We start from the raw sequence: 14,904 nt of genomic DNA, 5'->3' as shown, positions 1-14,904 counted from the left end.
GGGTCGTCAATCGTCGGTGAGGTCGGTGAAATCCTGCTCGTTGCGTTCGGCGAGGCGCAGATACACCCACGCGATACCGAGCAGGATCGGATAACCGACCACACCGAGCAACACCCACGGCAGGCGGATCCCGAGGACCGTCACCACGGCGAGACCGGGAGCGACATGGAACAGCACCGGAATGCTGCCCAGCAGGCACACGGTGAACAGCGCGACCCGCAGGGCGAGCCCGAGCTGTGCCCGGACCAGCCCGCGGACCATCGCGTCGCCCACCTCGGTCTGTTGCTGCACCTCGACCCGGGTGCGGACCATGCGCGCCCCGCGCCGTTCGGCGAGGACAACACGCTGCCGCTGCGGGGGCGATCCGCCGGTGGTGCTCATCGCGACGTCCACGACTGCATCGGACCGCGGATGAGCCGGTCCTTGAGTTCCCGCGTGTGCCGGCGGCTGACCGGCAGTTCGACGGGCGGGGAGTTGCTGTCGCTGCGCAGGCACACGACGAGACCCGAACCCACACTGCGGATACCGGTGACGAGCGGCAGCGCCACGAGAAAGGAGCGGTGCACGCGCAGGAAGCCGGCATCGGCCCAGCGGCTCTCGAGCGTCGATATCGGGATCCGCACCAGGTGCGAACCGGTCGCGGTGTGCAGTCGCGCGTAGTCGCCCTCGGCTTCGACCCAGTGGACCGACGAGCGCGGCACGAGCGTGGTGACACCGCCGAGCTCGACCGGGATCACGTCGTCGCTCTGGCCGGTGTCGGATGCGGCCTGCGCCGCGGGTCGGCTGCGTTCGGCGATCCGCCGGACCGCTTCGGCGAGTCGTTCCTCCCGCAGCGGCTTGAGGACGTAATCGACGGCGCCGAGGTCGAACGCCGAGACCGCGCGATCGTCGTGCGCGGTCACGAACACCACGGCCGGGGACACCGCGAAATTGCGCAGGATGCCTGCGAGTTCCAGCCCGTCGAGTCCGGGCATGTTGATGTCGAGGAAAACCGCGTCGATGCCTCCGTCGCGCAGCACGCGCAGAGCGGTCGTCGCGTCTCCCGCGGTGTGGACGACGCCGATCTCCTCCTGCGCGCGCAGCAGGTAGGCCAGCTCGTCGAGGGCGGGCGGTTCGTCGTCGACCGCCAGCACGGTCAGGTTGTCTGTGATCTCGTTCACGGCGAATCCATCGTGCCATGCCCGGTGTTCCTCACGGCCGGATACCCGCCCTGAACTTCGGCACGCGCATGCTCACCCGGGTGCCGGCCCCCGGCGCGGTCTCGACGACGAGGCCGTAGTCGTTACCGAAGGCCGCACGCAGCCGGTCGTCGACGTTGGCGAGACCCACGTGCGCGGACTCGCGGACACCGCTGCCGTGCTCGCTCTCGGCGATCGCGTCGAGCGTGCCCGATCGCAGCAGGTCCGGGTCCATGCCGATCCCGTCGTCCTCGACGCTGATGACGCAGTCGGTGCCCTCGTCCGCCGCGGTGATGGTGATCGTGCCCGTGCGAGTTTCCTTGCCCGCGATCCCGTGCCGCACGGCGTTCTCGACGAGCGGCTGCAGAGCGAGGAAGGGCAGCGTCACGTTGAGCACCTCGGGCGCGATCTGCAGGCGCACCTCGAGGGCGTTGCCGAAGCGGGCACGTTCGAGCGTCAGGTACCGGTCGATGTTGCGCAGTTCGTCGGCGAGCAGGGTGTACTCACCGGCCGCGCGGAACGAGTAGCGGGTGAAGTCGGCGAAATCCAGCAGCAGTTCGCGGGCCCGGTCCGGGTCGGTCCGGACGAACGACGCCACCGTGTTGAGCGCGTTGTAGATGAAGTGCGGACTGATCTGGGCGCGCAGCGCGCGGACCTCCGCGCGGTCGAGCCGGGCGCGGGAGGCATCGAGTTCGGCCAGCTCGATCTGACTGCACGCGTACCGCGCCACCTCGGTGATCGCGCCGAGCAGCGCCGGGCCGGGTTCGACGGTCGTCACGACGCCGAGCACCCCCGCCACACCCATGTCCTCCACGACGAGCGGCTGGGCGATCAGTGCGCGGGCCGCGAGGTCGCCGTGGTCTCGTCGCAGGTCGTGGTGCCCGACGAGCACGCGACGCTTGTCGGCGACGGCACGGCCCGCGGCGGTGATCATCGCGTCCGTCAGTTCCTCGAACGGGCCGTCCCAGGCGAGCAGGGCGCCGTTCTCGTCCAGCAGCGCCACCGCGCGCGCTTCGGCCAGCAGCATCCGCAGGTGCGGAGCGGCCTCCTTCGCGGACGACGCGTCGAGCCCGGCGCGCAGGGGGCGCGCCGCGAGGGACGCCGTGTGCAGGGTCGCGTGGACCGCGCGTTCGGCGGGTGTGGTGACCACCCGCCGGGTCCACAGCACCACCGAGACCACGACCAGCACCAGGAGCAGTACCACCGCGGCGAGCTCGATCGCGATCATGCGCTCACGTTACGTCGAATCGATCGCCGTCGAGTTGCGCCTCGACAACGGCAGCCTGCTCCCGGGAGGCGCAGTCAGTTCTCCCCACCGAGTCGGCCGGACAACCGGCGGAGGCGTTCTAGGCTCGCGCCGTCCAGTCCGACCATGGTGACCGTCTTGCCTTTGGCCGCGTACTTCTGCTGGATCGCATCGAAGGTCGCGACGGTGGACGCGTCCCAGATGTCGGCGGCGGTGAGGTCGACGACGACGTTCTCCGGGTCGCCGATGTAGTCGAACTGGAAGACGAGATCGTTGCTCGACGCCCAGAACAGTTCCCCCGTGACCCGGTAGGTGCACGTGTCGTCGCTCGTGAGGGTCCTCTCGACCGTGGTCATGTGCGCGACCCGGCGGGCGAACAGCACCATCGCGGTGAGCACTCCGAGCGACACCCCGATCGCGAGGTTGCCGGTGCTCACCGTGGCCACGACGGTGACGACCATGACGACGGTCTCGCTGAGCGGCATCAACCGCAGCGTCCGCGGGTGGACGCTGTGCCAGTCGACCGTCGCGATCGACACCATGATCATCACGGCGACGAGGGCGGCCATCGGAACCAGACCGACGATGTCGCCGAGCGCGACCACGAGGATCAGCAGGAACACGCCGGCCGCCAGGGTGGACAGACGGGTCCGTGCCCCGGAGACCTTGACGTTCATCATGGTTTGGCCGACGACGGCGCAGCCGCCCATGCCACCGAAGAATCCGGTCACGATGTTGGCGACGCCCTGGCCCCAGCCCTCGCGGGTCTTGTCCGACCGGGTGTCGGTGATGTCGTCGACGAGCTTGGCCGTCATCAGCGATTCCATCAGGCCGACGAGGGCCATCGCGAGCGCATACGGCGCGAGGATCCGGAGGGTCTCGAAGGTCAGCGGCACGTCCGGGAAGAAGAGGGTGGGCAGGCTCTCGGGAAGTTCACCCTGGTCCGCGACGTCCGGCACGTTCAGCGAGAAGGCCACGGTCACGGCGGTGAGGAGCACGATCGTGACGAGCGGAGCCGGCACGGCCTCGGTGATCTTCGGGAGGAACACCAGCACCAGCAGACCTGCCGCCACCAGCGGGTAGACCATCCACGGCACGTCCACGAGGTGCGGGATCTGGGCGACGAAGACGAGGATCGCGAGCGAGTTGACGAAGCCGACCATGACGCTGCGCGGCACGAACCGCATGAGCTTGGCGACGCCGAGGAAGCTGAGCAGCACTTGGAAGACGCCGCCGAGGATCACCGTCGCGATGAGATGGTCCACCCCGTACTGCTCGGACACCGGGGCGATCACGAGTGCCACGGCCGCGGTCGCCGCCGAGATCATCGCGGGCCGTCCCCCGACGATCGCGATGGTGATAGCCATGGTCACCGAGGCGAACAGCCCGACCCGGGGGTCGACGCCGGCGATCACGGAGAAGGCGATGGCTTCCGGGATCAGGGCGAGCGCCACGACCAGGCCGGCCAGGAGTTCGGTCTTCAGACGAGCAGGTGACCGGAGAGCGAACCGAACGGAGACGTCGGTGCGGGGATCGTGCGGCACCTGTTCCGGGCCGTGCGGGGTGTTCACTTGCGGAAAGTCTACCGTTGCGCCCGGTTGTCCCACCGTTGTGCACTGTCGTCCCACCGTTGTGCACTGTCGTCCTACCGTTGTGCACTGTCGTCCCAACGACGGCGGCGGATGCGCTCCTCCACCGCCGCTTCGTCGATGTCCAGGCTCTCGAGCACGTCGCGGAGGATCTCGTCGTCGAGTTCACCCCGATCGCGAGCGTCGATGAGGGCCTGGCGTCGCGCCTGCAGGGATGCCCACCGGATGTCGTCGAACAACGCCGCCAGTCGTGTTCCGGCGTCCTCCGCGGTGTCCTCGACGGTCTCCGCCTCCTGCCGGGATCGGAGTGACTTGCGTGCCTTGGCCAGAAGTCTGTCGTAGATCTCCGGGTCCACGCCGTCAGGTGGATGCGCGGCGAGTTCGGTGAGAACCCGGTCGCTCGACTCGGCCGAGATCCTGCGGGCCACGGTCATCTGTTCCTCGGTCCGCAGCCGCTCGTAGGGGTCGGTGACGTCGAGTCTGCGGATGAGCCACGGCATCGTCGCGCCCTGGATGAGGAGTGTGCCGATGGCGACGACCAGCGCGGAGATCTGGATCATCTCGCGGCCGGGGAAGGCAGCACCCGATGCGATCACCACGGGCACCCCACCGGCTGCGGCGAGGGTGACGACCCCACGCATGCCCGCCCACGACACCACGACATGTTCCCGGAAGTTCAGTTGGTCGCGGCCGAGGCGTTCGGATCCGGCGCGCCGCACGAGCGCGCGTCGCCCCCAGTGCAGCAGACCCCATGCGGGTCGCACGATCATGACGACGAGCAGGATCACCACCGCACCGAGCAACGCGAGGCGCAGGTCGGCACCGCTGTCGCGGACCTCGTCGAGGACGAACCGCAGTTGCAGGCCCATGTAGGCGAAGACGAAAGTCTCGAGCACCACGTCGACGCTCTTCCACACCGCGCGTTCCTGCAGTCGCGTGCTCACCGAGACCTCGGTGGCACGGTGCCCGATGAACAGTCCGGCGGCGACGACGGCGAGCACTCCCGAGGCGTGGATCTCCTCGGCGGCGAGATAGGCCGCGAACGGCAGCACCAGCCCGAGCACGGTCTCGAGAGGCGAGTCGTACATCCGGGCGCGGATCAGGTGGACGGCGTACGCGAGCACCAGGCCGACGGCGATCCCGCCCGCGACCTCGTAGAGGAAGAACAGGAACGGGGAGTCGGCGAGGATGTGTGTGCCGGTGACGGCCGAGATCGCCACGGTGAACAGGGTCAGGGCGGTGGCGTCGTTGACCAGACCTTCCCCGGTCAGCACCGCGATGACCCGTTTCGGCAGTCCGAGTCGCTGTCCCACGGCGACGGCACTGACCGCGTCGGTCGGTGCGACGACCGCGCCGAGAGCGAGTGCCGCACCGAAGGTCAGCGTCGCCATCATCGCGGACGCCGTCCACGCCACGACGAACGCCGTGACGAGCACGGTGTAGATGCCGAGCCGCAGGATCGACGGCAGGTACTGCCGGAAGGTGGGAACCGAGAACCGCAGGGCCGACGAATACAGCAGCGGCGGCAGGACGACCCCGAGGATGATGTCCGGGTCCAGTTCGAGCCGCGGCAGACCCGGTGCGAACGACACCAGTGCTCCGACGGTGACGAGCACGAGCGGGGCCTGCAGGTCGCGTCGCGACGCGACGGCCGTCACCGCGATCCCGGCGATGACGACCAGCAGGATCCACGCGCCGTTCATCGCGACGGCACCGTGCCAGGTGTCCGGTTCACGGTGTGATGGTGACACAGCCGGCGGCCGGCCGAAGCGAACCCGCAGTCGGGTGCCGGATCCGTGATCACCCTTGTGCGGCCACCCCGGTGATGACGGCACGCGTCGTGGCGATCAGCCGGGTGAGTCCGGGCTCCTCGATCGGCCAGTGCCCGCAGTTCTCGAGCAGGACGGCCTGCGTCGGCGCGGAGATGCGGTCGAGGAACCGCAGGCTGGGCTCCGGTGGGGTCCAGCGGTCGGCGGCCGGGTGCACGAGCGTGACCGGGGCTGCGGTGAAGTCCTCGGGCGCGGCATGCGGGTAGGTGAACCAGTCGGCCAGAAATCCCAGCGGGATCCGGACTCCTCCCCCGAGCGGGTCCGACTCGCACATGCGCGTGAGGTCGGGGTCGTTGCTCATCCGGTTCATCCGCACGAGCCATCTGATCGGCAGTCGGAGATCACCTGCCACCCGGGCCACGGGCGGCAGAAGCGACGGTGCCACCTTTCCGGCGAAGCCCCATCGGGCTGCGGCTACCCGCCCCTGGGGGTCGCCGGGGTCGAGGAGGCAGGTCGCGACCACCGCGGCCACCTGTCCGGTGCGGGCCGCGACCTCGTAGGCCATCATCCCGCCCATACTCGCGCCGAAGAGGACCAGCGGCCGGGGATCGTCGGCGCGTTCGGCGGCAACGAGGTCGCAGAGCAGGTCGATCCAATCGCAGTAGCGGACCTGCGAGGGATGGGGTTCGACGGTGCGGCCGTAGACGGGCATGTCCGGGAAGAGGATGTCCACGTCGTCGTCCGCAGCCAGGCAAGCGAACGACCAGAGCGCCTCGGAATGGCCGCCCGCGCCGTGGATTCCCATCACGCGCACCGGAGCATCGGGACGGCGGTCGCGGGCGATGTGGACGCGGCGACCACGCCACTCCCACCACGTAGACTCCGGTTCCCGCCGAGCCGATCGGTAATTCTCGGGCAGGAACTCGGCATAGGCCGCTGCGGTCATCGTCCGATCCCTTCGTCGTCGCACGACGGGTGATGTCTGCACCACGTATACGGCGCACGATAGCTGCACGCCCTTACCTGCACAATGTCGAGAAGATGTGAAAAATTCGCTGTGGCACAACGAATCCCGGATACACGGCGGCCACGTCTTCTTCTTCGGCCGCCCTGCCGGATGCCGTTCGCCCCGCCCCTCCTGCTTCCACGACGCGCCCGCACACCCGATCTCGCAGCGAGACCGGCAGGTCGTTTGCCCCGACGCGGCCGGGGGATGCAACCGATCGACCGCCGTGTACCCGGCCCCAGCGAGGAGTGCGTGTGATCCCAGCCCGCGACGACGACGGCTATGCGGACCTGCGCACCTATGCCGCGCTGGGTGACGGTGACACCGTCGCCGTCGTCGCCGAGGACGGTTCGGTGGACTGGTATCCGGTTCCGCTCCTCGATTCGCACCCGGTCTTCGCACGACTGCTCGATGCACCGGCGGGCGGTTCCGTCGAGTTGCAGCCTGTCGCCGAGTTCACCGTAGAACGCGCATACGTGACGGGCACGAACGTGCTGAGCACCGTCTTCACCACCGCGCAGGGCCGGGTCCGCGTGACCGATTCGATCGACACGGGTGTCGCCGGGCGGTTGCCCTGGGGTGAGCTCGCCCGCCGCTCGATCGGCGGCGGCTTCGTCCGTTCCGGAAATCCCGGACGGCGAGAAGAACTGGGACTACCGTTTCGCCTGGGTGCGCGACGCCGCCTACACCCTGCACGCGTTGATCCGTCTCGGCGATCGCGAGGAGGTGCACGCCGCGATGAGCTGGTTGCTCCGCGTGGTGCGCGATCAGGGCGCCGACGCGAAGGTGTTCGCCCGGGCCTGTACTCGGAGATGATTGCCGAGGACGGCACCTTCCTCGGCAATCTCCCCCAGGGACTGAGCCATCTCGCACTCATGACGGCTGCACTGACCCTCATCGAAGAAGTACTGATCGCCGATCGACCGGAGGAGCGGACAGGTATGACGCTGATAGGTTTTCACGCCTCGCACGAACAGGCGTCCCCATCCCGCCTGCTCGAGGACGTCCGGCTCGCAGAAGCGGCCGGTTTCGGGGCGGCCATGTGCTCGGACCACATCGAACCGTGGTCGCACCGCCAGGGACACTCGGGGTTCGCGTGGTCGTGGCTCGGAACGGCCCTGGCCACCACGGACCTACGTTTCGGTGTCGTCACCGCGACCGGCTTCCGCTACCACCCGGTCGTCACCGCCCAGGCCACCGCCACTCTGGCATCGATGTTCCCGCAGCGCTTCTGGTTCGCACTCGGCAGCGGCGAGCACTGCAACGAACGCATGTCCGGAGTCGCCTGGCCATCCAAGGAGGAACGGCAGCAACTCCTCGGTGAGAACCTCGACATCGTGCGACGCCTGCACGCAGGCGAAGTCGTCGACCACGACGGCGCGGTGAAGGTCGACCGCGGACGGGTCTGGGACCGGCCGGAGACTCCTCCCGACATTCTGCTTCCCGCACTGACTCCCGAGACGGCCGGTCGTTTCGCCGACCGGGTCGACGGTCTCGTCACCGTGAACGCCCCGCTCGAGGACCTGCGGCGGATCCTCGGCGCCTACCGCGACGGGGGCGGACGCGGACGGACCGTGCTGCAGGTCCATCTGAGTTGGGCGCCCACGCGGGAACGCGCTCGGGAGATCGCGCGGGAACAGTGGGCGACGAACGCCCTACCGCCGGAACTCATGGCAGAACTCGCCACGCCCGAGGAATTCGAGGCCCACGCCGCCGAACTCGACGACGGCGCTCTCGAGGGCGCGGTGATCGTGTCCGACGATCCCGCCGAACACGTCGACCGCTTGTGCGAATTCGCCGAACTCGGTTTCGACGAGATCTATCTGCACCATGTGGGGCCGGATCAGCGCCCGTTCATCGACACCTTCGGCGACGCCGTACTGCCATCCCTGCCGTGAACGGGGCTGCCGCCCCTGCCTCGATCAGGGCTGACGCGGACCCGGTTGCGCTTCGGGTCCGGGACCACCCTCCGGACCGGGCTCCCCGCCGGGTCCGGGCTGCGCGCCCGGTTCGGGATTGTCGGTGGTACCCAGATGCTGACGGGCGGCGTCCTGCGCCTTGTCGACGTGCTGGGTGTACTTCCCGCCGGTACGTCCGTCCACCTGGTCTCCGACCTTCTCGATGAACTGATCGGCCTTGTCGGGGTTCTTCGAGGCGTAGTCCTTGCCCTTGTTCACAAGGCCCTTCACCGAATCCATGAAACCCATCGTTCGGTCCTTCCCTCGTCGGATCGCTGTGAGGTTCGGGCGCACCGATCCGTGCGCTGCGGGTCAGTGTACGCCCGGGAGCAGATCGCCGGAGGCGGCGAACAGGCGGCGATGCTCCCCGTGGAGACGTCCCGACACCCACCACAGGGCCTCGACGAGGACGACTCCGATCAGCCCACACGTCACCGCGATCGTCGAGTACGCGACGTTCGACGGATCGAGCGCGAAGAACTCCCGGGTGAACGGCACGGAGAACAGGATCACGTAACCGAGCACCGAACCGGCGAGCAGCACGATCTTCCACCACTGGTACGGGCGGGCGACCACGGCGAGCACCCACAGCGCGATGATCAGCAGGGTGATCAGGGCCGAGGTGCCGGCCTGGATCTTCTGCTGCTCGGTCTGCTCCGGGCCGCCGTAGACGAGCACGTAACAGACGAAGGTCGCCACACCGACGACCACGCCCGAGGGGATCGCCAGTCGCATCACGCGGGAGACGAAGCCCGAGCGTGCCCGCTCGTTGTTCGGTGCCAGCGACAGCAGGAAGGCGGGGATGCCGATGGTGAACCACGCCGCGATCGTCACGTGCCGGGGCAGGAACGGATAGGGCAACGGCTCGAAGTCGAACACCTGCGACAGCACACCCGACACGCCCACCAGGAAGGCGAGCAGCACCGAGTACACCGTCTTGGTGAGGAACAGGTTGGAGACGCGTTCGATGTTGCCGATGACCCGGCGACCCTCGGCCACCACGTAGGGCAGCGTCGCGAACTTGTTGTCGAGAAGGACGATCTGTGCGACCGCGCGGGTCGCGGGACTGCCCGACCCCATCGCGACTCCGATGTCGGCGTCCTTGAGGGCGAGCACGTCGTTGACGCCGTCGCCGGTCATCGCGACGGTGTGACCGCGCGACTGCAGCGCGCCGACCATCGAGCGCTTCTGATCGGGACGGACCCGGCCGAAGGTCGTCGAGCCTTCGACGACGTCGGCGAGTTCGTTCTCGCCCTCCGGCAGGGAACGCGCGTCGATGGGAGACGCGCTACCCGGCAGGCCGAGCGACGAGGCGACCGCACCGACGGCGATCGCGTTGTCGCCGGAGATGACCTTGACGTCGACCTGCTGGCCGGCGAAGTACTCGAGGGTCGGCTTCGCGTCCGGGCGCACCCGCTGTTCGAGGACGACGAGCGCGACGGGCGTGACCGTGCCGGGGGCGAGTTCGTCGTCGACCGGGCGGTCGCTGCATGCGAGGAGCAGCACCCGCAGCCCGCTCGAGCCGAGTTCCTCGGCGCGTCGCGCCGCCTCGGTGCCGGGGTCGAGCAGCACGTCGGGTGCGCCGAGCAGCCAGTTGCCGTGGGTGCCGTACGACTGGCCGCTCCACTTCTTCGCCGACGAGAACGGCGCGACCGCCGTCGGCTCGCCCCAGCCGGGGGCGGTGGGGAACGCCTCGGCGATCGCGAGGACGCTGGCGTTCGGACGCGGGTCGTCGGCCGCGAGCGCGGCCAGGGCGGCGCGGGCCTCGTCGAGGCCGCTGCCGTCGAGGGACTCGAGATCGGACAGGCGCATGCCGTTCTCGGTGAGCGTGCCGGTCTTGTCGGCACACACCACGTCGACGCGCGCGAGGCCTTCGATCGCCGGCAGCTCCTGCACGAGGCACTGACGACGTCCGAGGCGGACGACTCCGACCGCGAACGCGATGGACGTCATGAGCACGAGACCCTCGGGCACCATCGGCACGAGGGCGGCGACCATGCCGCTCAGCGCGGGGCCGAGCGACTCGCCGCTGGAGAAGAGCTGGTTGTAGATGATGAGCAGACCTGCGGGGATCATCAGGTAGGTGATGAAACGCAGGATCTTGTTGATGCCCGCGTTCAGCTCCGACTTCACGAGCGTGAACTTGCTCGCCTCTTCCGCGAGTCGCGCCGCGTAGGCGTCGCGGCCGACCTTCGTCGCACGGTAGGAGCCGGAGCCGGAGGCGACGAAGCTGCCCGACATCACCGTCGAGCCGGGCACCTTGTGCACGGCATCCGACTCACCCGTCAGCAGCGACTCGTCGAGTTCGAGACCCTGGGCCTCGACCACCTCGCCGTCGACGACCAGCTGGTCGCCGGGGCCGAGCTCGATGATGTCGTCGAGCACCACCTCGCGCGGAGCGATCGGTGCGGCGATGCCGTCCCGGCGCACGACGGGTTTCGTCTGGCTGACGATGGCCAGCTTGTCGAGGGTGCGCTTGGCACGCACCTCCTGGATGATGCCGATGCCGCTGTTCGCGATGATCAGCAGACCGAACATGCCGTCGATGATCGAGCCGGTGGCCAGCACGATCAGCAGCAGCACCCCGAGGATCGCGTTGATCCGGGTGAACACGTTGGCCCGGACGATGTCCTTGACCGATCGGGACGCGCGGTCGGGGACATCGTTGGTGAGGCCACGTGCCACACGCTCGGCGACCTGCTCGGTGGACAGCCCCGTGGCTGCATGGTCGGATGCGAGGACCGGTGCCTCGCCCGTTCCCACCACCGTCGTGGGCTCTTCTACTGCCATGACGAACCAGATTAGGGCACGAAAGCGAACAACCAGTGCCGTGGCAGGGGGATCAGCTCGACGTGAGCCACCACGGATCGACCGCGACGGACTTCGACGCATCGGACTTCGACACGTCGATCCGCTGACCCGGCATCGGCACCGCCGTGATCACCTCCGACTCCCGCGCGGCGGGCAGCAGCCGGGTGATGGGCTCCGACCAGGCGTGGAAGGCGAGGTCGAAGGTTCCCCAGTGCACGGGGACCAACAGACTGTCGTGACGGTCGACGCCACCGAGGTCGAGATGCGTGCGCACCGCCTCCTCGGGGTTCATGTGCACGTCAGGCCATCGCTTGTCGTAGGCGCCCACGGGCAGCAATGTCAGGTCGAACGGGCCGTAGGCCTCGCCGACGTCGGCGAACCGCGGGGTGTACCCGCTGTCGCCGCCGAAGAACACCCGGCGCGTCGGCCCGGTGAACACCCACGACGACCACAACGTGATGTTGCGCTGCAGGCCGCGCCCGGAGAAGTGCCGGGCCTCGGTGCACGTGATGCGCAGGCCGTCCACCTCGACGTGTTCGTCCCAGTCGAGTTCGACGATGCGTTCCTCGGCGATCCGCCAGCGGCGCAGGTGCGCGCCCACCCCGAGCGGCACGACGAACCGGACGGTCGGCTGCAGCACGGCGAGGCTCTCGACCGTGAATCGGTCGAGATGGTCGTAGTGGTCGTGCGAGATCACCACCGTGTCGAGGCGCGGCAGGGTCTGCAGTTCGACCGGCGCCGGATGCAGACGTGCCGGGCCGACAGTCGGTGAGGGTGACACGCGCTCGCTCCACACCGGGTCGCACAGCACCCGGTAGCCGTCGACCTCGACGAGGGCGGTCGAGTGCCCGAACCACGTCACGGCGAGTTCCGCCGCGTCGACCGGCGCGAGATAGGTCGACAACGGCACCTCGGTGCGAGGTCTCCCCCGCGACCCGCGGGTGAGCAGGTCTTTCGCGAAACCGCCCGCCGCCTCGGCGCCGAGCACGGACGCAGGGTCGGTGTTGTGGAAACGACCGTCGCGGTAGCGGGGCGACGCGGCGGCGTAGGGACGGATGTCGGAGACCGAGGCGCCGATGGAACCGGGCAGGCCGTTCACGGCGCGCGCGACCCACAGCGTGCCTGCTCCGGCGAGCGCTGCCGAGACGGCGGACCGGATGTTCATCGTCCGCGGAAGGTCGGGTCGCGGCGCTCGGCACGAGCGAGCCTGGCCTCCTGGGCGTCCTCGCTGAGCCACGCCGCGGCGAGTGCGGCGGTCTGCTCGGGCGTGGCCTCGTCGCGGGTGCCGTCGTCGTTGAGGAACAACTTCATCGCGTTCAGCGACAGCGGCGCGAGCTTCGCAATCTCGTGCGCCCATGCCTGCGCGTCGGCGAGGTCGCCGATGCGATTGGCGAGTCCACGCGCGAGGGCTTCCTCGGCGTGGACGGGTTCGGCGGCGAGGAAGACTGCGCGTGCCGGCCCGCCGCCGATGAGCGAGGCGAGTCGCCGGACCGTCCATCGATCCACCGAGATACCCAGGCGCGCAGCAGGAACCGAGAATCGTGCAGTGGGCGCCACGACCCTCAGATCCGCCGCGAGCGTCAGTTGGGTGCCGGCACCGATGGCCGGGCCGTTGACGGCCGCGATCACCGGGATCGGAGCCTCGACGATGGTGCGCAGCATCTCGGCGAGGCTGTCGGTGAACCCTTCGGCGTAGACGTCGCCGGAGAGATCGGCCCCGGCGCAGAAGCTCGTGCCCCGCCCGGTGATCACCACGACACGCGCGTCGTCCGCCACGGCCTTGTCCACCGCTTCGCGGATCTCCACGCACAGCTGCGTGTTGAGCGCGTTACGACGCTCTTCGCGTTGCAGTTCCACGGTCACGACGTCGCCGTCGCGGCTGATCCCGATCATGTGTCGACCCATCCCTTCGTCACCGAACACCCCGCATCATTCCACCCTCCCCGCGAGTGTGGGCGAGGCGCCGGATCGACCAACGACCACGGCGCGAAGATGCTCGCCAGAGCGGCCGACCCGACACCCGAAAGAAGAGGCCGAAGGCCGATGGACGCCGCGACGACACCCTCACCCGAACAGCGGATCGCCGACACGGTGCTCCTGCTGCTGCGCACGAAGGGGCCGAAGGCCGTCACGATCGAAGCGGTCGCGAACGTCGCCGGCATGGCCCGGACGACGATCTACCGCCGGTACCGGGATCGCAGCGAGATGCTGAGGCGGTGATGGAACCCCTCACCCGATCGGCACCCCGGAACCGGAGGCCACGGCCGAAGAGCTCCTGCGGTGGGTGGTGGAGCAGTCCCGTCTCTCCGTCGACGAGGGCATCGGGCTCGGTGGGCTCGCGGCGCTCGTCACCGAACAGGAACCGTGGTTCACCGAGCTGATGCGATCTCTGTTGATGCGCCACCGGCAGGTGCTCGCCGAGGCCATCCGACGCCACTGCGACGACGGAACCGTCTGCGCCGATCTCGATGTGGAGACCTTCCTGGACTGCGTGGTCGGAGCCTACTTCGCCGAGCAGGCGCGTCGCGGCGAGGTGGACGAGGACTGGCCCGCTCGCATCACGCGAACCCTGCTACCGACCTTCGCCGCCTGATCCGATTTCGGTAGATCCGACCCCGCCGAGCGGGGGGTGGAACCACCGAAACAGTGGAATCGAGATCAGTGGAACCAGTCGAGAATTCGGCCTCGCGACCAGCAGCGCGCCACCGCGTCCACCCGATGCTCGGCGCCCTCGTACAACGCGATGCCGACGATGCTGTGGCCGGAGGCCGGACGATCACCGAGCGTCGGGACCGACGGCGCGACACCTACACCCTCGGCCGACACCCACGCGACCGTTCGTCCCGTGGCCGCGTCACGAAGGCGGTCGACGAACGACGGGCGCCGCGGGATCGGCAGACGTGACAGAGCCCTGGTAGTCGTCACGACGACCAGGGCATCCTCGGGTACCGCCGCGATCGCCTCGGACAGCAGTTCCACGACGTCGCCGTAGAACCGGACGGGTGGGTCCTCGGCGAGCAGGGCGTCCTCGACGTCGGGGCGGTGCCGTGTCACGGCGACGCGCCTGACCACCGGAGGCATCGTCCGGTCGGGAACCGCCCCGCCGTGGACGATCGAACAACTCTCCTGCACAGGAGAATCCGGGTCGCCCAGGAACACCCCGTCGCTGTAGGTGATGCCCACGCGGTCGACGCACAGGTTCAGCGCAGCGGGGCGTCCCACGTCGATCAGACCGATCGCGGTCGCGCCTACGCGGTGGGCCGCCTCGGCGAGCGCGGGATAGAGCACCGCGTAGCGACCCGTCTCGTCGGTAGTGCCTCCCCGTCGTGCCGTGCCGGCCATGTCTG

The 14,904-nt window shown here is 69.0% G+C and carries 14 protein-coding genes; 3 read left to right on the top strand and 11 right to left on the bottom strand.

Annotation, left to right across the window (positions count from 1 at the left end; genetic code table 11):
• Positions 1 to 6: 6 nt before the first annotated feature.
• The 6 genes from IM25_RS10655 to IM25_RS10630 all read right to left on the bottom strand — a co-directional run bounded on the left by IM25_RS10655 (position 7) and on the right by IM25_RS10630 (position 6,728).
• Positions 7 to 381 (bottom strand): hypothetical protein, encoded by a 375-nt coding sequence (locus IM25_RS10655; RefSeq protein WP_033096946.1) that lies wholly within the window; start codon positions 379 to 381, stop codon positions 7 to 9.
• Positions 378 to 1,160 carry a LytR/AlgR family response regulator transcription factor gene (locus IM25_RS10650; protein WP_006551612.1) on the bottom strand — a complete coding sequence of 261 codons (783 nt, stop codon included), beginning with the start codon at positions 1,158 to 1,160 and terminating at the stop codon, positions 378 to 380. The genes IM25_RS10655 and IM25_RS10650 overlap by 4 nt, the downstream gene beginning before the upstream one ends.
• 31 nt (positions 1,161 to 1,191) lie before the next feature.
• Complete coding sequence (locus tag IM25_RS10645) at positions 1,192 to 2,406, bottom strand: sensor histidine kinase (RefSeq protein ID WP_006551613.1); 1,215 nt, start codon at positions 2,404 to 2,406, stop codon at positions 1,192 to 1,194.
• A gap of 74 nt (positions 2,407 to 2,480) precedes the next feature.
• Positions 2,481 to 3,995 (bottom strand): SulP family inorganic anion transporter, encoded by a 1,515-nt coding sequence (locus IM25_RS10640; RefSeq protein WP_052039991.1) that lies wholly within the window; start codon positions 3,993 to 3,995, stop codon positions 2,481 to 2,483.
• Positions 3,996 to 4,069: 74 nt separating this feature from the next.
• Entirely contained in the window at positions 4,070 to 5,716 is a 1,647-nt protein-coding gene (locus IM25_RS10635; protein WP_033096762.1) for a Na+/H+ antiporter, read from the bottom strand.
• Positions 5,717 to 5,813: 97 nt separating this feature from the next.
• On the bottom strand, positions 5,814 to 6,728 hold the full coding sequence (locus tag IM25_RS10630) for an alpha/beta hydrolase (RefSeq protein ID WP_033096763.1): 915 nt from the start codon (positions 6,726 to 6,728) through the stop codon (positions 5,814 to 5,816).
• Positions 6,729 to 7,042: 314 nt separating this feature from the next.
• Here IM25_RS10630 and IM25_RS27595 point away from each other — a divergent pair, with 314 nt between their 5' ends.
• On the top strand, positions 7,043 to 8,686 hold the full coding sequence (locus tag IM25_RS27595) for a TIGR03885 family FMN-dependent LLM class oxidoreductase (protein ID WP_442971915.1): 1,644 nt from the start codon (positions 7,043 to 7,045) through the stop codon (positions 8,684 to 8,686).
• A 24-nt stretch (positions 8,687 to 8,710) separates the two neighbouring features.
• Here the strand turns inward: IM25_RS27595 and IM25_RS10620 are convergent, their stop codons facing one another.
• From IM25_RS10620 to IM25_RS10605, 4 genes are all read right to left on the bottom strand, one after another.
• Positions 8,711 to 8,995 (bottom strand): antitoxin, encoded by a 285-nt coding sequence (locus IM25_RS10620; RefSeq protein WP_019289896.1) that lies wholly within the window; start codon positions 8,993 to 8,995, stop codon positions 8,711 to 8,713.
• Positions 8,996 to 9,058: 63 nt separating this feature from the next.
• Positions 9,059 to 11,536, bottom strand: coding sequence for an HAD-IC family P-type ATPase (locus IM25_RS10615; RefSeq protein WP_024103116.1), 2,478 nt, complete (start codon positions 11,534 to 11,536; stop codon positions 9,059 to 9,061).
• A 52-nt stretch (positions 11,537 to 11,588) separates the two neighbouring features.
• Positions 11,589 to 12,722, bottom strand: coding sequence for an MBL fold metallo-hydrolase (locus IM25_RS10610; protein ID WP_033096764.1), 1,134 nt, complete (start codon positions 12,720 to 12,722; stop codon positions 11,589 to 11,591).
• A complete protein-coding gene (locus IM25_RS10605) occupies positions 12,719 to 13,450 on the bottom strand; it encodes an enoyl-CoA hydratase (protein ID WP_033096765.1) in 732 nt (243 codons plus the stop codon). The genes IM25_RS10610 and IM25_RS10605 overlap by 4 nt, the downstream gene beginning before the upstream one ends.
• Positions 13,451 to 13,600: 150 nt before the next feature.
• Here IM25_RS10605 and IM25_RS26795 point away from each other — a divergent pair, with 150 nt between their 5' ends.
• Positions 13,601 to 13,777: a TetR/AcrR family transcriptional regulator gene (locus tag IM25_RS26795; protein ID WP_232333440.1), complete on the top strand. Its 177-nt coding sequence runs from the start codon at positions 13,601 to 13,603 to the stop codon at positions 13,775 to 13,777.
• Positions 13,778 to 13,844: 67 nt separating this feature from the next.
• Positions 13,845 to 14,150, top strand: coding sequence for a TetR/AcrR family transcriptional regulator C-terminal ligand-binding domain-containing protein (locus IM25_RS26790; RefSeq protein WP_232333439.1), 306 nt, complete (start codon positions 13,845 to 13,847; stop codon positions 14,148 to 14,150).
• Positions 14,151 to 14,215: 65 nt separating this feature from the next.
• Here IM25_RS26790 and IM25_RS10595 read toward each other — a convergent pair whose 3' ends face one another.
• On the bottom strand, positions 14,216 to 14,899 hold the full coding sequence (locus IM25_RS10595) for a DUF2332 family protein (RefSeq protein WP_019289900.1): 684 nt from the start codon (positions 14,897 to 14,899) through the stop codon (positions 14,216 to 14,218).
• Positions 14,900 to 14,904: the final 5 nt, after the last annotated feature.

This window comes from Rhodococcus sp. p52 (assembly GCF_000763325.2).
Lineage (GTDB): Bacteria > Actinomycetota > Actinomycetes > Mycobacteriales > Mycobacteriaceae > Rhodococcus > Rhodococcus pyridinivorans.
The sequence above is the reverse complement of the archived record's forward strand: the minus strand, read 5'-3'. Positions and strand labels throughout refer to the sequence as shown.